Here is a 17,903-nt window from a genome sequence, read left to right on the forward strand (position 1 = left end):
TACCCGGTCAGAACTTGTTGCTCGGGGTCAGGCCCAGCTGCATGCCGGCCAGGCCACGGCTCCGGCCGTCGAGCCGGTCGGCGATCGCCGTCAGCGTGACCGCGGCCGGCGCGGTCGGGTTGGACTCGACGACCGGCTTGCCGTCGTCGCCGCCCTCGCGGAGCGACATGTCGAGCGGGACGGTGCCGAGGAGCGGAACGTCGTAGCCGAAGCGCTGGGACAGCGTGGCCGCGACCCGCTCGCCGCCGCCGGACCCGAAGACCTCGAACCGGTGGTCCTTGCCCTCCGCCGCGCAGTGGGGGCAGGCGAGGTAGCTCATGTTCTCGATGACGCCGACGACCCGCTGGTGCATCATCGAGGCCATCGTGCCGGCCCGCTCGGCGACCTCGGCCGCGGCCTCCTGCGGCGTGGTCACGACGACCACCTCCGCACCGGGGAGGTGCTGGCCCAGCGAGATCGCGATGTCGCCGGTGCCCGGCGGCAGGTCGAGGAGCAGAACGTCGAGGTCGCCCCAGTAGACGTCGGACAGCATCTGGACGAGGGCCCGGTCGAGCATCGGTCCGCGCCACGCGATGACCTGGTCGCGTCGGGGCTTGAGCATGCCGACCGAGATGACCGAGACGCCGCTGGCGGTCGGAACCGGCATGATCAGGTCTTCGACCTGGGTGGGCCGCGCGTCCGCGACGCCGAGCATCGCGGGCACCGAGTGTCCGTAGATGTCGGCGTCGACCACGCCGACCTTGCGGCCGGCGGCGGCCAGCGCGAGGGCCAGGTTGACGGTGACCGAGGACTTGCCGACCCCGCCCTTGCCGCTGGCGATCGCGAACACCTTGGTCAGCGAGCCGGGCTGGGCGAACTGGATCTCCCGCTGCGCCTGGCCGCCACGGAGCTGCTCGTGCAGGGTGCCGCGCTGCTCCGACGTCATCACGCCGAGGTCGAGGTCGACCCGGGTGACGCCGTCGAGCGCGCTGACCGCAGCGGTCACGTCGCGGTTGATGGTGTCCTTGAGCGGACAGCCGGCGACGGTCAGGAGCACGCGCACCTTCACGGTGCCGTCGTCCTCGACCGACACGGTGTCGACCATCCCGAGATCGGTGATCGGGCGCTTGATCTCGGGGTCGTTGACGGTGGCCAGGGCGGCGTGGACCTGGTCGAGCGTGGGGAGGGCAGACGTCGTACTCATCACCACGAGTCTACGGAGCGACGGCTGCCGATCGTTACTCGCGGCCCCCGTGAGACGCCCCACCCTCGGCGCCCTCGTTGCCGGCGTCGCGCTCGTCGCGCTCCTCGAGGTCGGCCAGCAGCGCCCGCAGCTCCGAGCGCAGGTAGTCGCGGGTCGCGACCTCACCCATCGACATCCGCAGCGACGCGACCTCCCGCGCAAGGAACTCCATGTCGGCGTGCGCCCGGGAGGCGGCGTCGCGGTCCTGGCTGGCGATCACCCGGTCGCGGTCCTCCTGGCGGTTCTGCGCGAGCAGGATCAGCGGCGCGGCGTACGACGCCTGCAGGCTCAACATCAGGGTCAGGAAGATGAGCGGGTACTCGTCGAACCGCCAGTCGCGGGGCGCGAGGAAGTTCCACAGCACCCACGCGATGACGAAGACGGTCATCCACATCAGGAACTTCGCGGTGCCCATGAACCGCGCGAACCGCTCGGCGAAGACGCCGAACGCATCGGTGTCGTACGACGGCCGCCAGGAGATCTGGCGGCGGATCGCCTGCGGAGTGTCGAGCCGCTCCCCGGTCCGGCGATGACGCTCAACCACGGCGTTCCGCCGCTCGCTCGCGCCAGTTGTCCGGGAGCATGTGGTCGAGGAGGTCGTCGACCGTCACCGCGCCGAGCAGCCGGCGGTTCTCGTCGACGACGGGCGCCGCGACCAGGTTGTAGGTCGCCAGGTGCGCGGCGACGTCGTCGATCGTCGCCTCGGGCCGGAGCACCTCGAGCTCGTCGTCGAGGACGCCCGCGACCAGCGTCGACGGCGGCTCGCGCAGCAGCCGCTGGATGTGGGCGAGGCCGAGCAGCTTGCCGGTCGGGCACTCGAGAGGCTGGCGGCACACGTAGACCAGGGAGGCCAGCGCGGGCGTCAGCTCGGGGTTGCGGACGTGCGCGAGCGCGTCGGCGACGGTGGCATCGGGGCCGAGGATCACCGGCTCGGGCGTCATCATGCCGCCGGCGGTGTTCTCGACGTACTTCATCAGCCGACGGACGTCCTCGGCCTCCTCCGGCTCCATCAGCTGGAGGAGGATCTCGGCGGTCTCCGGCGGCAGGTCGGCGATCAGGTCGGCGGCGTCGTCTGCCGACATCTCCTCCAGCACGTCGGCCGCGCGCTCGGAGTCGAGTCGCTCGAGGATGCCGACCTGGTCCTCCTCGGGCAGCTCCTCGAGCACGTCGGCGAGCCGCTCGTCGTCGAGCGCCATCGCGACAGCGTTACGACGCTCGAACGGCAGGTCGTGCAGCATGCTGGCCGCGTCGGCCGGGCGCATCTCGTTGATCGCGGCGACCAGGTGGGTGGCCCCCTGCCGGTCGTCCTCACGGGCGAGGCCGACGACGTCGTCCCACTCGACGACGTGGGTCTGCCCGCGCCGGCGGAGACCCTTGTTCGGCTCCCGGATCGCGACCCGGCTGAGCACCCAGTCGCGGGTGCGTGCCCGCTCCATCGCCACGTCGTAGACGGTGCCGCTGACGCCGCTGCTCTTGATCGTGACGGTGCGGTCGAGCATCTGCCCCATGACGAGGGTCTCGGTCGAGCGCTGCTCGAACCGGCGCATGTTGAGCAGGCCGGTCGTGTAGACCTGACCGCTGTCGATCGTGGTGACGCGGGTCATCGGCAGGAACACCCGCCGGCGCCCGAACACCTCCGCGACCATCCCCAGCACCCGCGGCTGCGCACCCTCGATCCGCATGGACACGACGAGGTCGCGGACCTTGCCGACCTGGTCGCCCTGAGGGTCGAAGATCGGCAGTCCCACCAGCCTGGCGGCATAGACACGGGTAGGCGCGACGCTCACGGGTCGAGGTTATCGCCCGGAAAGCGCAGAGCCGGTGACCCGCGCGGGGTCACCGGCTCCGATGTGCTGAGCGAGGCTTCAGCTCTTGAGCTTGTAGTCCTCGAGCATCGCGCGGCCGATGATCATCTTCTGGATGTCGGAGGTGCCCTCGCCGATGAGCATGAAGGCGACCTCGCGGTAGAGCCGCTCGATCTCGTACTCCTTGGAGTAGCCGTAGCCGCCGTGGATCCGGAAGGAGTCCTCGACGACCTCGTGGGCGTACTCGGAGGCGACCATCTTGGCCATGCCGGCCTCGACGTCCATCCGCTCGCCGCTGTCCTTCATCCGGGCGGCCTTCACCATCATGGTGTGGGCGACCTCGACCTTGGTGGCCATCTCGGCGATCCGGAAGAGCACGGCCTGGTGGGCGGCGATCGGCTTGCCGAAGGTGTGGCGCTGCTGGGCGTAGGCGACGCCGAGCTCGAAGCCCCGCCAGGCCAGGCCGCAGGCGCGGGCGGCGACGTTGACGCGGCCGACCTCGACGCCGTCCATCATCTGGTAGAAGCCCTTGCCGGTCTCGCCGCCGAGGACCTGGTCGGCGCGGACCACGTGACCGTCGAGGATCATCTCGGTGGTCTCGACGCCCTTGTAGCCCATCTTGTCGATCTTGCCGGGGATGGTGAGGCCCGGGGCGGTCTCGCCGAAGCCGGCCTCCTTCTCGATGAGGAAGGTGGTCATGTTCTTGTAGACCGAGTCGTTGCCGTCGTCGGTCTTGCACAGCGTCGCGACCAGGCGCGACTGGGCGCCGTTGGTCAGCCACATCTTCGAGCCGGTGATCTTGTAGCTGCCGTCGTCCTGCTTGACCGCCTTGGTGGAGACCGCGGAGACGTCGGAGCCGAGGCCAGGCTCGGACATCGAGAACGCGCCGCGCATCTCGCCGGAGGCCATCTGGGGGAGGTACTTCTGCTTCTGCTCCTCGGTGCCGTGCTGCATCACCATGTAGGCCACGATGAAGTGGGTGTTGATGACGCCGGAGACGCTCATCCAGCCGCGGGCGATCTCCTCGACGCACAGGGCGTAGGTGAGGAGCGACTCGCCGAGGCCGCCGTACTCCTCAGGGATCATCAGGCCGAAGACGCCGAGCTCCTTGAGGCCCTCGACGATGTCGGTGGGGTACTCGTCGGCGTGCTCGAGCTCCTGGGCAACCGGGATGATCTGCTCGTCGACGAACACCCGGACGGCCTTGAGGATCTCGGTCTGGTCCTCGGTCAGGCCATCGGTCTCACACAGGCGCGGCATCGGTTCCCCTTCATTTGATGTACTCGGTCGCTCCGGCAGGGGCTGGGCAACGGTTCATGGGCCACAATTCATGGGCCATCCGACTCTAATGCCGGATCGTGCGATCGCCCGCCTTCGCCCTGGTCGCGAGACGTCAGGAGGGCTTCCGCCGCGCGGCGCTCGCGGCGTAGTTGGCCAACGCTGTGATCGACGCCTCAGCCACCGCGGCCTCGTCGTACGCCGGAAGCGGGCGCGCGCTGTCGTCGCCCGGGACGAGCGCGTCGAGGTCGCCGTGGACGGGGTAGCCGCGCTCGCGGACCGTGGCGACCGTCTGCCGGGCCCGCTCCTGGACCCAGCCGAGGTGGTCCGGCGGCAGGGTGAGCTTGGGGCTCGCGCTGCGGGCGAGGACGCCGTGCGCGAACGGCCAGCGGACGGCGTCGGTGTAGTCGCGCTTGTAGTCGGGGAGCCGGTCGCCCAGCGCGGCGTTGACCCGGCGGAACACCTCGGACTCGACCACGCCGAACGACGCGTTGACCGAGCCCTTCGGACGGGTCACCGCGGCACTGGGGAAGCCGACGACCTCGCCCATCAGGTTGAAGACACCCTCCGGGTCCTGGGAGTACGACGGGACGACGATCACGTGCATCCGCGATGCGTCGACCGCCCGCCCCCAGCGGTCGAGGATGTCGATGGGGTCCTGGCGGCGCCAGAACTGGTCCGCCCAGGGGCCGCGCCGCTCCTTCACGTCTCCGAGGAAGTCCGGGTAGCTGTCGGCCAGTCGGTGCTTGAGGAACTGCTGGTAGTCCGACGGCAGCTGCTGGGCCCAGTCCCGGACGGTCAGCACCAGGTGCAGGTCGACGCCGGCCTCGTCGCAGCGTTCGGCGATCGCGTCGACGTCTTCGGGACGGACCTCGGCAAGGTCCTCGTTGCTGACCAGCAGCAGGTCGCCCGCGGTGTCGCGGATCGTGGCCGGGACCTTCGCGAGCGCCTTCGCGCGGTGCTCGCCGGCGAAGCCCTCGACCGGGCGCCAGCCGAGGGGGCGCAGCAGGCCGGCGATGTGGGCGGGCCGGCCGACGTACGGCAGCCCGACACCCTCGGCGGCGAGCGCCTCCACCGACATCCACAACCCGGCCTGGAGCGACGAGGTGCCGGTCTTGCTGCAGCCGACGTGCATCCAGAGCGGACGGCGTCCCGGTTGATTGCTCACGGCCGTTAGCGTGCCAGACTCTCGACCGCAGACGAGTGAGAGAGGGGCGGGGATGCGCTCGACCACCGGGCGGCCAGAGGTCGCGGTGATCACGATGGCACGCGACGAGGGCGACCTGCTGTCCCTGTGGGTCTCGCACTACGCCCGCCACGTCGGCATCGACAACCTGGTGGTGCTCGACGACAACTCCGTCGACGGCTCGACCGAGGGCCTCGGCTGCACCGTGCACCGGGTGCCGCAGCTCAAGGGTGGGCTGGCCTTCGAGCCGGTGCGGATGCGGCTGATGAACGGCATCGCCTCGGGCCTGCTCGCGGCCTACGACTACGTCGTCTTCGTGGACGTCGACGAGTTCCTGGTCACCGACCCGGCCGTCTACCCGACCTTGCCCGACCTGCTCGAGGATCGCGGCCGGCCGGAGGCGGTCGGCGTGATGGGCCTCAACGTGCTGCACATCCCGAGCGTCGAGCCGGAGCCGCTGGACCTGGGCCGACCGCTGCTCGAGCAGCGGAGCTTCGCCAAGTTCACCCCGCTCATGTGCAAGCCGTCGATCAAGCGGGTCAATGCCGGCTGGGCGGTGTCGTCACACGGGCTGAAGGCGCCGTACGCGATCGATCCCGAGCTGTTCATGCTCCACCTCAAGTTCGCCGACCGGTCCCGGCTGGCCGAGGTAGCCCGGCTCCGCAACGAGGTCAGCAAGGCCGACGGCCGGGCCGAGGAAGCCAGCTGGGGCAAGGAAGCCGACCAGGTGCTCGCGATCTTCGATGCCGTCGTGGCGGACGTCGACCCGGCCGCCGTACCGGAGTTCGACCCGGCGACGGCCGACCTCGACGACATGGTGATCTTCCTCAACGGACGGCACCGGACGCCCAAGCAGGGGCAGATCGCCGCGTTGAGGAACCAGCCGCTGACGCGCATTCCGCAGCGGCTGGTCGGCAGCATCTGACGCAGGCTGCTGTGCGAGGATCGACGACCGTGACGTCATCGCCGGCCAAGGTCTTTCTCCACGTGGGGACGCGCAAGAGCGGCACCACGTCGTTGCAGAAGTCGCTCCTGTCCTCCGCCGGTGTGCTCGCCGACCACGGCGTCCACGTGCTGTTCCCCGACCGGGCGGTGGCGCGGGTGCAGCTGATGGCGGGGCTGCGCCGCCTTCGCGACCACGGCGAGGAGGCGCCGGCGGCCGAGGCCGTCCGTGGCCTGGTCGAGGAGGTCCGCGGACACGACGCCCCGGCGCACGTGCTGTCCCTCGAGACGCTCGCCGAGATGCCGCGGCCGGTGACCGACCTCGTCGTCGGCGCACTCGCTGACTTCGAGGTGCACGTCATCGTCACCGCGCGCCACTGGGGACTCACGATCCCGTCGGAATGGCAGCAGGGCATCAAGAGCCGGTGGAAGGTCAGCTACGCCGACTTCATCGAGGCGATCCGGGTCCGCGACGAGCAGGCGGCCGGCTTCCTGGCACGACAGGACCTCGGGGACATCATCGACCGCTGGGGGGCGCTGCTGCCCCGCGAGCAGGTCCACGTGGTGGCGTGCCCGCCGCGATCGAGGACCGAGGGCACGCTCTTCGAGCTGTTCGCCGCCGTCGTCGGCTTCGACCCCGCCCTCCTCGGGTCGGGCGACGTCAGCCACAACACCTCGCTCTCGCTCGCGCAGGCGGAGATGCTGCGCCGGGTCAACTCGGTCCTGGGTGAGCGGCTGCAGCTGTCGACGGGGGAGTACCAGCAGGCGATCCGGCGGTGGTTGGTCCGCCGCAGCGGGATCCGGCACGAGGGGACCTCGATCGCCGTGCCGGACGGCTTCGCAGGCTGGGTCGCCGACGAGGCCCGTAGCCAGCTCGACGCCGTGCGGACCCGTGGCGTCGACATCGTTGGGCAGGCCGAGGACCTGCTGCCTCCGGACGAGATGAGGACCGGGCCGATCTCGGTGGCCGACGACGAGGTCGCCGTCACCGCGATCGAGACCATCGCCGACCTCGCCGACCGCTACGTCGCCGACGTCACCGAGCTCGAGGGCAAGGTGGCGCGCCTGAAGGCCGAGCGCAAGCGCCTGCGGGCCGAGCTGCGTCAGCTTGGCAAGTAGGGTGGGCAGACCACTCCGAACCACCCGCGAGGAGAGCAGTGATGGCTGAGCAGGACCCCAACGAGGATCTCAAGGCAAAGATGCGGGCAGCGCTCGACCGCAAGAACAACCGCGAGCAGGGCGTCCACTCGGACGGCCCGGTCCCCGAGAAGGCGCACGGATCCGAGGTCATCGGCGGCGCCCCGAAGATGCACCGGCGCAAGGCCGGGGGCGGCGGCAGCTGACACCACCGGCAGAATGCCGCCCGTGAGCAAGACGACTGCGTCCAAGACAAACACGGGCAACTTCTTCGAGGACTTCACCGTCGGCCAGGTGATCGAGCACGCGACGCCGCGCACGGTCACCGAGGGTGACCGAGCGCTGTACGGCGCGCTCTATCCCACCCGGTTCGCCGTCCCGAGCTCGGCTGCGTTCGCTGCGTCGGTCGGTCTCGACCCGCACCCGGTCGAGGAGCTGATCGCGTTCCACATCGCGTTCGGCAAGACCGTCCCCGACATCTCGCTCAACGCGGTTGCCAACCTCGGCTACGCCGAGCTCCGCTTCCACCAGCCGGTGCACCCGGGCGACACCCTGTCGACGAGGTCCGAGGTCATCGGCCTCAAGCAGAACTCCAACGGCAGGTCCGGGGTCGTCTACGTCCGGTCCACCGCCACCAACCAGCGGGGCGAGGTCGCCCTGGACTGGTGCCGCTGGGTGATGGTGCACAAGCGCACGGCGGCGACCGAGGGGGGCGACCTCGATGCGCCGGAGACGGTGCTGCCCGAGCTGAAGAAGACGCTCGCCCCCGAGGACCTGGTGGTTCCCGCCGGCCTCGACTTCTCGTCGTACGACTTCAGCGCGGCAGGTGAGCCGCACCGGTTCGACGACTACGAGATCGGCGAGCTGATCGATCACGTCGACGGAGTCACGCTCACCGACCCGGAGCACATGATGGCCACCCGGCTGTGGCAGAACACCGCCAAGGTGCACTTCAACACCGAGGCCCGCCCCGACGGCAACCGGCTGATCTACGGCGGTCACGTGATCTCGATGGCGCGGGCCCTGTCGTTCAACGGGCTCGCCAACGCCCAGCTCATCGCCGCGATCAACGGCGGCTCCCACGTCGCGCCGGCGTTCGCGGGCGACACGGTCTACGCGTGGTCCGAGGTCCTCGACAAGGCGGCGGTCCCCGGGGCCGGCGACAGCGTCGGCGCACTGCGACTGCGGCTGGTCGCCACCAAGGGCCGCGACGAGTCGATGACGCTCCGCACCGACGAGGGCAAGTACGCCGACGGCGTACTCCTCGACCTCGACTACTGGGCCCTCATCCCTCGCTGAGCTGCACGTTGCGGACGACGTAGGTGACCTCGTCGTCCGTGGCGCGCTCGACCTGGTCCACGGCCACGGACGTCGGCCAGTCCTGGCCCTCGGGCCAGGTCACGTCGACCTTGTCCGCCTTGGTGTCGTTGGCCTTGGCGATGACGTCGTTGATGGTGATCCAGAGGTAGTCCGGCGCGTCGTCGCCCTTCTCGAGCCCGCGGCCGCCCTTGGCGTACACGGCGGACGTGACCTCGCCGTCCTCGACGGTGACCTTGACCGGTCCGGCGATCGGGCAGTAGCAGATCTGCTCCAGCACGTAGGTGTAGTCGGTGGCCTCCAGCTCCGGGTAGCTGCCGACCGTCGGCGAATCGGTCGGATCGCTCGTGGCGGGGGTCGTGCTCTCCGGGTCCTCGGCGGTCGTGGTGTCGTCGCCGCTGCAGCCGGCGAGGGCGGCGAGGGCGACAGCCGTTGCGGCAGCACTGAGCAGGATCTTCATGGTGATCCGACGGTATCGGCGCGCGTGCGGTTCCGCTGGCGGCACGCTGGCAGGCTGTCGCCATGAGTGAAGTCGCCATGAGTGAAACCGAGCTGTGGGTGGTCCGGCATGGTGCGACCGAGTGGAGTACCGCCGGCCGGCACACCTCGATCACCGACCTGCCGCTGCTGCCCGACGGGGAGGAGACGGCGGTCGCGCTCGGTGCCCGCCTTGCGGAAGTGGACTTCCGGCTGGTGCTGACCAGCCCGCGGCGGCGCGCGCGCCACACCGCGGAGCTCGCCGGCTTCCCCGACGCCGAGGTCACCGACGACCTGGCCGAGTGGGCGTACGGCGACTACGAGGGGCTGACGACCGCCCAGATCCGCGAAGCCGTGCCCGGGTGGACCATCTGGACCGGCGTCTCCCCGGGTGGGGAGACCGGTGCCGAGGTCGCCGCGCGGCTCGACCGGGTCGTGGCCCGGGCCCGCGAGGCCGGCGGGCGGACCCTCGTGTTCGCGCACGGCCACTCCCTGCGCGTCCTCGCGGCGCGGTGGCTGGGGCTGCCGCCGGAAGGCGGACGGCTGCTGCGCCTCGACACCGCGACCCTCTCGGTGCTCGGCTTCGAGCGCGAGACGGCGGTCGTGCTGCGCTGGAACACCTGACGGTGGGTGGCGGCCGGTGGTGCGCGGCATGCATGTCGGCTTGACGACGGAGGCCCGACACAGCACGGTGTGACGCATGTCTCTGAGCGTCGGCTGCCCGCGCTGCCCGGCGCCGGTGGCCGAGACCGGCGACGGCGGCTGGGCCTGCCCCGAGCACGGCGTGGTGGTGCCGCTGTGGCGACCGGACGCGGCGTCGTACGACGACTTCGCCGCTCATCTCGGACACGCCGGGTCGTTCCCGACGTACCTCCCGTGGCCGCTCGGCCCGGGTTGGATCGTGACCGACTTCGCCGTTGTCGCGGCCGACGGGCGGGACGGCCGCGCGACGATGACCTGCGTGTCGGGCACGAGCGCGCTGGACGGCCCGGTCGACGTGCTCGTCATCAGCGAGGAGGCCGGCACCGGCCTTGGCGCGCGGCTCGCCGGGTTCGGTGCGGACGGCCGGGTCGATCCTGGTGAGGAGGTCGGCGACGGGCCTGCGACGGTCAAGGTGCGGATCGGCAGCTTCCCGGTCGGCCTGTGGCCGGTGTCGGTGAGCGGGTCGGAAGGTGAGTGGGACCGCTCGGTCGTCGTCGGCGAGGCCGAGGGCCGCTGGCTGTGGATCGTGCTCCGGCCCGCGTCCGCGATCCTGCTGCTGCGCGACGACTGGATCCTGCGCGACGTGTCCGAGACGGGCCCGCAGCTGGTTGCGCTCCCGTTCGGCGGCCCGGCGCCCCCGTGGTGACCAGGGTGCGGATCGACCTCCACACCCACTCCCGGGTCAGCGACGGCACCCAGGCGCCGGCGGACCTGGTCCGCGCTGCCGCGGCGGCGGGCCTGGACGTCGTCGCACTGACCGACCACGACATCACCGCGGGCTGGGACGAGGCGGCCGAGGCGGCCGAGGACGCCGGCATCGGGCTGGTGCGCGGGATCGAGATCAGCACCCGGTTCCGGGGAACGGGGGTCCACCTCCTGGCCTACCTGCCGGACCCGGCCGACCCCGGCCTGGTCGCCGAGCTCGAACGGATCCTGGTGGGTCGCGAGGACCGGGTGCCGGCCATGCTCGCGCGGCTGCGCGCGCTCGGCATCGACGGGGCAACCGAGGCGGCGCTGGCCGAGGTGACCGTCGACGCCGGCGCGACCGGCCGCCCGCACGTCGCCGACCTGCTGGTGCGGCTCGGCGCGGTGGCCGACCGGGACCAGGCGTTCGCGGAGTACCTCGCGCAGGGACGACCGGCGTACGTCGACCGCTACGCCGCCGACCTGGTGCGGATGCTCGGCGTGGTGACGGCCGCGCGCGGCGTGCCGGTGCTGGCGCACCCGTGGGGGCGGGGGAGTGCGGAGGTGCTCGACGAGGCGACGTTCGCCGTACTCGCGGATGCCGGGCTGTTCGGGATCGAGGTCGACCACCTCGACCACGACGCAGGCCAGCGGGAACGGCTGCGCGCGATCGCGTCCCGGCTCGGGCTGGCGGTCACCGGCTCCAGCGACCACCACGGCACCGGCAAGGTCGACCACCACCTCGGTGTCGAGACCACCGCGCCCGACCAGCTCGAGCGGATCCTCAGCCGCGCCGCCGAGCTCGGCTCCCCGACGAGGTTGGTAGGCCCGGTGATGAGGCCATGAACGACGTGCTCGACACCGTGCTCCTGGTCGAGGTGTTCGTGACCCTCTTCGTGATCATGGACCCGGTCGGCACGGTGCCGATCTTCCTGACGCTCACCAGCGGCCGCAGTCCCGCGACCTCGCGTCGCTACGCCTGGCAGGCGGTCGCCGTCTCGTTCCTGGTGATCACGGCGTTCGCGTTCTTCGGGCAGCAGATCCTCAGCTACCTCCACATCTCGCTGCCGGCCCTGCAGTGCGCCGGCGGGCTGCTCCTGCTGCTCGTCGCGCTCGAGCTGCTCACCGGCAACGAGGCCGAGCCGAAGGCCAACCAGGACGCCAACGTCGCGCTGGTCCCGCTCGGCACCCCGCTGCTGGCCGGACCGGGCGCGATCGTCGCCACCATGCTCTTCGTCGAGGCCATCGACAACGCGGCGGAGCTCATCGCCGTCGCGCTCGGCATCATCGGCGTGCACGCCTCGCTCTGGGCGGCGATGCGCTACTCGCTGCCGATCCTCAAGGTGATCCGCGAGGGTGGCGTCATGCTCGTGACCCGGATCGCCGGTCTGCTGCTGTCGGCCATCGCCGTACAGCTCGTCGCCGACGCCGTCCGCGCCTTTATCGCCGGCGAGGGCTGACCGCCGAAGTGTCAGGGTTGGCCGCGCGAAGTGTCAGGGTCGGTCGCGCGAAGTGTCAGCGGCGGTGCGCCCAGGAGTGACACCTCGCGCGACCAAGACCGACACTTCGAGAGTCGAGGAGTGACACTTCGCGCTATTTGCGGCCGAGCCCCTGGAACATCTGCAGGACCGGACGCGGTACGACGCGGGTGGCGGTAACGATCGCCTTGTAGCGCTTGCTCGGGATCGACATGGCCTTTCCGCGGTCGAAGTCGGCGAGGGCGTCGCGGACCAGGCGGTCGGCCTCGAGCCACAGCACCTTCGGTGCGCTGGCGTCGCGGTCGACACCGAGCCGCTGGTGGAACTCGGTCTTCACGAAGCCGGGGCACAGCGCCATCACGGTGACCCCGCGGTCGGCGTACTCCTGGTGCGCCCACGCGCTGAAGCTGTTGACCCACGCCTTCGCGGCGCTGTAGGTGCCGCGGGGGAGGAAGGCGGCCACGCTCGAGACGTTGATGACGCCGCCCCCGACAACACCGTCGCGCTCGGCCCTTTCGACCATCGGTCCCAGGGCGGCGTGCGTCAGACGGAGCACGGCGCGGACCAGGACGTCCTGCTGCGCCTGCTCGGTCTCGATGTCGTTGTCGAGGAAGCTGCCCTTGAGCCCGAACCCGGCGTTGTTGACGAGGAGGTCGACCGGCCGCTCGCGATCGGCCAGTCGGGCCGCGACCGCGTCGAGCTGCGCGAGGTCGGTGAGGTCGGCGGTGAGGACCTCGGCGGCGATGCCGTACGTCGACCGCAGGTCGGCCGCGACCTCCTCCAGTCGGGCGGTGTCCCGTGCGACGAGGACCAGGTCGTCGCCGCGGGCGGCGAGCTGACGGGCGAACTCATGGCCGATCCCGGCTGTTGCGCCGGTGACAAGGGACGTCGACATGTGGAAAGTCAAACAGGTCGGTGACGCACTGCCGCCGCCCCGTCCGGCATGATGTCCCTCGATGAGCAAAAGGGACCCCCGCCCCCACGTCCTCGCCGTCGCCAACCAGAAGGGTGGCGTGGCGAAGACCACGAGCGTCGCATCGATCGGCGCCGCGCTGGCCGAGCTCGGCCAGAAGGTCCTGCTCGTGGACCTCGACCCCCAGTCGTGCCTGACGTTCTCGCTCGGGATCGACCCCGAGGACCTCGAGATCTCGGTCCACCACGTGCTGACGAAGGGCGTCGACGCCACCGAGGTGATCCTCGAGACCGACGACGGCGTCGACCTGCTGCCGGCGACGATCGAGCTCGCCCGGGCGGAGGCCGACCTGCTGACCCGAACCGGCCGGGAGCACGTCATCCGCGGTGTCGTCGAGGACCTCTCGGCGTCCGGCACGCACTACGACTGGATCCTGCTCGACTGCCCACCGTCGCTCGGCGTGCTGACGGTGGCCGCGCTGACGGCCGCCGACGGCGTCCTGGTGCCGCTCCAGTGCGAGACCCTCTCCCACCGGGGTGTGGGCCAGCTGCTCGACACCGTGCACGACGTGCGCCGCTTCACCAACCGTGATCTCGAGGTGTGGGGCGTGCTGCCGACGTTGTACGACGGACGCACCAACCACGCGCGCGCCGTGCTCGACACCATCTCGGAGACCTACGACCTCGAGGTCGTCGAGCCGCCGATCCCGAAGACGATCAAGTTCGCCGAGGCACCGGCCGCCGGGCGATCGATCCTCGCCACGAGTCGGACCAGCAAGGGTGCGCAGGCCTACCGAGAGGTCGCCGGCAACCTGATGAAGCGCGCGGCTCGCTGACGGTGAAGCACCTCCGAGAGACCGGACAGCACCGGGCCCAGCCGCCCGGGCGCCGCCGAGCCGCGCCCGCGGGCAAGCGGCGGGCGGACGTGCGGCCGCGCTATGGCCGGATCGCCGTCTTCTCCGCGTCCGCGGTCGTCACCGGTGTCGCCGTGCTCGGTGGCTTCGGGCTGCTGCCGTCCGGCCCGGAGGGCGCCAACGCCGCCGCAGGTGGGCTGGTCCCGTCCGCCGCCAAGGACGCCTCGGACGACAGCGCCGGCAACGGCGATCGCACCGGCGGCGACGAGCGACGGACAGGGAGCAACGCAGCGACGGACGCCGGACAGACCCGGACCAGGTCCGCGCTCACGACCGAGGCCGGCGAGCGGCGCGCGAAGCCGTCGGAGGCCGACGCCGGCGCCCCGGCGCTCCCGGCGGACTCCGGCTCGGGTCGCCGGATCGTCTTCAGCGAGAGCCAGCAACGGGTCTGGCTGGTCGACGGAGCCGACGAGGTCACCCGCAGCTACCTCGTCTCCGGCAGCGCCACCGACAACCTCGACCCGGGCACCTACGCGGTCTACTCCCGGTCGCGCTACGCCGTCGGGATCGACGACTCCGGGACGATGGAGTACTTCGTCCGCTTCACCGAAGGTGACGAGGGCGGCGCGATCGGCTTCCACACCATCCCGGTCGACGACGGCGAGCCGGTGCAGACGGCCGTCCAGCTCGGCACGCCGCTGTCCCACGGCTGCGTGCGCCAGCGCACGGTCGATGCGGTCGCGCTGTGGGACTTCGCGCCCATCGGCACGACGGTCGTCGTCACCGCCTGACGCCCGGTTGCTCGAAAATCGGTCGTGACCCGGCCGGATCCTTGTCATCGTTGCCTCTTGTGATCGACAGATGAGCTGGGCCGCCCGCGTGCGTGCGCTGCGGATGGACCTGACTCCGTGGCGGTCCTCGCGCGACTTCCGGCTGCTGCTCGTCGCGGGCACGGTCTTCTACTTCGGCGCGATGGTCAGCTACGTCGCGATCCCGTTCCAGATCTACACGCTGACCGGCTCCAACTTCGCTGTCGGCGCGATCGGGCTCGTCGAGCTGGTGCCGCTCGTCGTCTTCGGGCTGTACGGCGGCGCGCTGGCCGACCACGTCGACCGGCGCAAGCTCCTGGTGGGGCTCGGCCTCGCACAAGCCGCGCTCACCGTCGTACTCGCGGTCAACGCGTTCCGTGACGACCCCAGCGTCTGGCTGATCTTCGTCGTCGCCGCGTTCCTGGTCAGCACCTCGGCGATGCAGCGACCCTCGCGGGAGGCGCTGATGCCGCGCACGGTCGCCCACGACCAGCTACCCGCAGCGAACGCGCTGTCGAGCTTCGGCATGCAGATCGGCGTGCTGGCCGGACCGATGGTCGGCGGGCTGCTCGTCGCCTACGTCGGCATCGGCTGGTGCTTCGTCGTGGACGTCTGCGGGCTGTTCGTGGCGACCCTGCTGTACCGGCTGATGCGGCACTACCCGCACCGCGCCGAGACCACCCCGCCGAGCCTCGCCGGCATCCGGGAGGGCATGCGCTACGCGTTCAGCCGCCGCGACCTGCTCGGGACGTACTTCGTCGACATCGCCTGCATGCTGATGGCGTTGCCGGTCGTGCTGTTCCCCGCGCTCGCCAAGGAAGTCTTCGAGAGACCGGAGCTGCTGGGGCTTCTCTACTCGGCCGAGACCATCGGTGCGGTCGTGGCGACCCTGCTGTCGGGCTGGACGAGCCGGTTCCACCACGACGGCCGGGCGATCGTGGTCGCGGCCGCGTCGTACGGCGCCTTCGTGGCGGCCGCGGGCCTGATGCCCTCCTTCTGGCTGGTCGTCGCCATGCTCGCCTTCGCCGGCGCGTCCGACATGATCTCGGGGATCTTCCGCGGCACCGTCTGGAGCCAGACCATCCCCGAGTCGATGCGGGGACGGCTGGCCGGCATCGAGATGCTGTCCTACTCCGTCGGGCCGCTCGGTGGCCAGGTCCGGGCCGGCATCACCGCCGACCTCTGGTCGGTCCGCGGCGCGATCACGAGCGGCGGCGTCGCCTGTATCGGCAGCGTCGCGATCACGGCGCTGTTGCTGCGCGACTTCTGGTCGTACGACGACCGCACCGACGAGCATGCGATCGCCGAGCGCGAGACCCGCGCCGCGGTGGGGGAGGCGTAGCGCCGCCTGCCGGCGAAATGACGACGGCGCCCGGTCCCAGTCACTCAGTGACTGCGATCGGACGCCATCAGGTCGATCCGGAAGCTCAGGCCTCGGTCGTCGCGGCGGCCTGCGGCGCGGAGCCACCCTGGCCGCCCGATCCGCCGGAGCTGCGACGCCGCCGCCGCCGGTTGCGGTTGCCGCTGCCGGCCGGCCGCTCGCTGCTGGTCGACGCGGAGTCGCCGGTCGTGGCTGCCTTCTCACCTGCGGGTGCGCTGCCAGCGGACTGGCCCCCACGGGTGCGGGTGCGGCTGCGGTCGCGGTTCTGGGTCCGCGGGGGCCGGTCGCGCTCCTCGCGCGGCTTGCGCTCCACCGGCGCCGGGGGGACGGTCCGGCCCTTGGTGCCGGGCGGGATGCCCTGGTCGTGGAACAGGTGCTCGGACGTCGAGTAGGTCTCGGTCGGCTCGTCGAACGGCAGGTCGAGCGCCTTGTTGATCATCTTCCAGCGGTGCACGTCGGTCGCGTCGACGAGCGTGATCGCGATGCCGGAGGCGCCGGCCCGGCCGGTACGGCCGATCCGGTGGACGTAGGTCTTGTCGTCCTCGGGGCACGTGTAGTTGACGACGTGGCTGACGCCTGACACGTCGATGCCGCGAGCGGCGACATCGGTGGCGACCAGGACCTTGATCTTGTCCTCACGGAACTTGGTGAGCGCCTTCTCGCGGGCCACCTGCGCCATGTCGCCGTGCAGGGGGCTGGCCTTGAAGCCGCGCTCGACGAGGTCCTCGGCGATCCGCTGCGCCTGGCGCTTGGTGCGGGTGAAGACGATCATCTTGTCGGCGTCCTCGGCCTGCAGGATCCGCCCGATGATCTCGGGCTTGTCGAGGTCGTGCGCCTGGTAGATGAACTGGGCCGTGGCCGGCACGGTCGCGTTCTCGTACGACGACTCGGCGCGGATGTTCATCGGGTGCCGCATGTGGGTGCGGGCCAGTGCGACGATCGCGGCCGGCATGGTCGCGGAGAAGAGCATCGTCTGCCGGGTCTCCGGCGTCATCTTGAGCAGCCGCTCGACGTCGGGCAGGAAGCCCAGGTCGAGCATCTCGTCGGCCTCGTCGAGGACCAGTGCGTGCACGTGGGAGAGGTCGAGCGCCTTGCGGTTGGCCAGGTCGAGCAGGCGGCCCGGGGTGCCGATGACGATGTCGACGCCGCTCTCCAGCGCCTCGAGCTGCGTGTCGTAGCCGACGCCGCCGTAGATGGTGAGGACCCGCATGCCGCGGCCGCGGCTGGCGACCTCGATGTCGCCGGAGACCTGGAGCGCGAGCTCGCGGGTCGGCGCGACGATGAGTGCCTGCGGCTTGCCCTGCGGGATCTCGACGTAGTCGGGGTCGGTCGGGGCGACGCTGCGCTGGATGACCGGGATGCCGAACGCCAGCGTCTTGCCGGTGCCGGTGCGGGCCTGGCCGATCAGGTCGGTGCCCATCAGTGCGACGGAGAGGGTCATCTCCTGGATCGCGAACGGGTGGACGATGCCGGCCTGCTCGAGGGAGTCGCAGATCTGGGGGAGCACGCCGAGGTCACGGAACGTCAGGGCGGCGGGCGCCTCAACGGTAGTCTCAGGCGCGGTCTCAGTGGTCTCAGGGGTGGTGTCGCTAGTCAGTGGTCTATCGCTTTCGTGAGTGAGTTCAGCCGGGGCCGAGTCAAATTCGGATGCGGCTGATTCACACTCAGCCGCGCACATACGTGGGCATCACATGGTTGGTGCCCGGGCGGGCCGCCCTA

At 70.9% G+C, this 17,903-nt stretch carries 19 protein-coding genes; 11 read left to right on the forward strand and 8 right to left on the reverse strand.

The window, feature by feature from the left end; all coding sequences use genetic code 11:
• Positions 1-7 precede the first annotated feature (7 nt).
• The 5 genes from D0Z08_RS08645 to D0Z08_RS08665 all read right to left on the reverse strand — a co-directional run bounded on the left by D0Z08_RS08645 (position 8) and on the right by D0Z08_RS08665 (position 5,473).
• A complete protein-coding gene (locus D0Z08_RS08645; protein ID WP_118924753.1) occupies positions 8-1,183 on the reverse strand; it encodes an Mrp/NBP35 family ATP-binding protein in 1,176 nt (391 codons plus the stop codon).
• Between the two features lie 34 nt (positions 1,184-1,217).
• Complete coding sequence (locus tag D0Z08_RS08650; RefSeq protein ID WP_118924641.1) at positions 1,218-1,766, reverse strand: DUF1003 domain-containing protein; 549 nt, start codon at positions 1,764-1,766, stop codon at positions 1,218-1,220.
• Positions 1,759-3,009: a magnesium transporter MgtE N-terminal domain-containing protein gene (locus D0Z08_RS08655; RefSeq protein WP_118924643.1), complete on the reverse strand. Its 1,251-nt coding sequence runs from the start codon at positions 3,007-3,009 to the stop codon at positions 1,759-1,761. The genes D0Z08_RS08650 and D0Z08_RS08655 overlap by 8 nt, the downstream gene beginning before the upstream one ends.
• Before the next feature lie 78 nt (positions 3,010-3,087).
• Positions 3,088-4,287 (reverse strand): acyl-CoA dehydrogenase family protein, encoded by a 1,200-nt coding sequence (locus D0Z08_RS08660; RefSeq protein ID WP_118924644.1) that lies wholly within the window; start codon positions 4,285-4,287, stop codon positions 3,088-3,090.
• Positions 4,288-4,420: 133 nt separating this feature from the next.
• Positions 4,421-5,473, reverse strand: a complete 1,053-nt coding sequence (locus D0Z08_RS08665) for a hypothetical protein (RefSeq protein WP_147381371.1) — start codon at positions 5,471-5,473, stop codon at positions 4,421-4,423.
• A gap of 52 nt (positions 5,474-5,525) precedes the next feature.
• Between D0Z08_RS08665 and D0Z08_RS08670 the strand changes: the two genes are divergently transcribed.
• From D0Z08_RS08670 to D0Z08_RS08685, 4 genes are read left to right on the forward strand one after another with little or no spacing between them, the layout of a single operon-like run.
• Complete coding sequence (locus D0Z08_RS08670; RefSeq protein WP_118924648.1) at positions 5,526-6,416, forward strand: glycosyltransferase family 2 protein; 891 nt, start codon at positions 5,526-5,528, stop codon at positions 6,414-6,416.
• Positions 6,417-6,445: 29 nt separating this feature from the next.
• Positions 6,446-7,552 (forward strand): hypothetical protein, encoded by a 1,107-nt coding sequence (locus D0Z08_RS08675; RefSeq protein ID WP_118924650.1) that lies wholly within the window; start codon positions 6,446-6,448, stop codon positions 7,550-7,552.
• A 41-nt stretch (positions 7,553-7,593) separates the two neighbouring features.
• Positions 7,594-7,776 (forward strand): DUF5302 domain-containing protein, encoded by a 183-nt coding sequence (locus D0Z08_RS08680; RefSeq protein WP_118924652.1) that lies wholly within the window; start codon positions 7,594-7,596, stop codon positions 7,774-7,776.
• A 13-nt stretch (positions 7,777-7,789) separates the two neighbouring features.
• Complete coding sequence (locus D0Z08_RS08685; protein ID WP_118924654.1) at positions 7,790-8,869, forward strand: MaoC family dehydratase; 1,080 nt, start codon at positions 7,790-7,792, stop codon at positions 8,867-8,869.
• On the opposite strand, the gene D0Z08_RS08690 is transcribed toward D0Z08_RS08685, so the two are convergent.
• Positions 8,856-9,347 carry a DUF6174 domain-containing protein gene (locus tag D0Z08_RS08690; protein WP_118924656.1) on the reverse strand — a complete coding sequence of 164 codons (492 nt, stop codon included), beginning with the start codon at positions 9,345-9,347 and terminating at the stop codon, positions 8,856-8,858. The two genes, D0Z08_RS08685 and D0Z08_RS08690, sit on opposite strands and share 14 nt — an antisense overlap.
• A gap of 62 nt (positions 9,348-9,409) precedes the next feature.
• Between D0Z08_RS08690 and D0Z08_RS08695 the strand changes: the two genes are divergently transcribed.
• The 4 genes from D0Z08_RS08695 (at position 9,410) to D0Z08_RS08710 (ending at position 12,210) form a co-directional block, all read left to right on the forward strand.
• Complete coding sequence (locus D0Z08_RS08695; protein WP_245993790.1) at positions 9,410-9,988, forward strand: histidine phosphatase family protein; 579 nt, start codon at positions 9,410-9,412, stop codon at positions 9,986-9,988.
• A 76-nt stretch (positions 9,989-10,064) separates the two neighbouring features.
• Positions 10,065-10,712, forward strand: a complete 648-nt coding sequence (locus D0Z08_RS08700; protein ID WP_182481230.1) for a DUF6758 family protein — start codon at positions 10,065-10,067, stop codon at positions 10,710-10,712.
• Positions 10,713-10,717: 5 nt separating this feature from the next.
• On the forward strand, positions 10,718-11,596 hold the full coding sequence (locus D0Z08_RS08705) for a PHP domain-containing protein (RefSeq protein ID WP_118924757.1): 879 nt from the start codon (positions 10,718-10,720) through the stop codon (positions 11,594-11,596).
• Positions 11,593-12,210: a MarC family protein gene (locus D0Z08_RS08710; protein ID WP_118924659.1), complete on the forward strand. Its 618-nt coding sequence runs from the start codon at positions 11,593-11,595 to the stop codon at positions 12,208-12,210. Before D0Z08_RS08705 ends, D0Z08_RS08710 begins: the two co-directional genes overlap by 4 nt.
• Before the next feature lie 133 nt (positions 12,211-12,343).
• Here D0Z08_RS08710 and D0Z08_RS08715 read toward each other — a convergent pair whose 3' ends face one another.
• A complete protein-coding gene (locus D0Z08_RS08715; RefSeq protein WP_118924661.1) occupies positions 12,344-13,123 on the reverse strand; it encodes an SDR family NAD(P)-dependent oxidoreductase in 780 nt (259 codons plus the stop codon).
• 61 nt (positions 13,124-13,184) lie between these two features.
• Between D0Z08_RS08715 and D0Z08_RS08720 the strand changes: the two genes are divergently transcribed.
• From D0Z08_RS08720 to D0Z08_RS08730, 3 genes are all read left to right on the forward strand, one after another.
• A complete protein-coding gene (locus D0Z08_RS08720; protein ID WP_118924663.1) occupies positions 13,185-13,976 on the forward strand; it encodes a ParA family protein in 792 nt (263 codons plus the stop codon).
• A 2-nt stretch (positions 13,977-13,978) separates the two neighbouring features.
• Positions 13,979-14,785: a L,D-transpeptidase gene (locus D0Z08_RS08725; protein ID WP_182481231.1), complete on the forward strand. Its 807-nt coding sequence runs from the start codon at positions 13,979-13,981 to the stop codon at positions 14,783-14,785.
• Between the two features lie 70 nt (positions 14,786-14,855).
• Complete coding sequence (locus D0Z08_RS08730) at positions 14,856-16,145, forward strand: MFS transporter (RefSeq protein WP_118924665.1); 1,290 nt, start codon at positions 14,856-14,858, stop codon at positions 16,143-16,145.
• Positions 16,146-16,230: 85 nt separating this feature from the next.
• On the opposite strand, the gene D0Z08_RS08735 is transcribed toward D0Z08_RS08730, so the two are convergent.
• A complete protein-coding gene (locus D0Z08_RS08735; RefSeq protein WP_425454046.1) occupies positions 16,231-17,691 on the reverse strand; it encodes a DEAD/DEAH box helicase in 1,461 nt (486 codons plus the stop codon).
• Positions 17,692-17,903: the final 212 nt, after the last annotated feature.

Source organism: Nocardioides immobilis, from assembly GCF_003515065.1.
GTDB lineage: Bacteria > Actinomycetota > Actinomycetes > Propionibacteriales > Nocardioidaceae > Nocardioides > Nocardioides immobilis.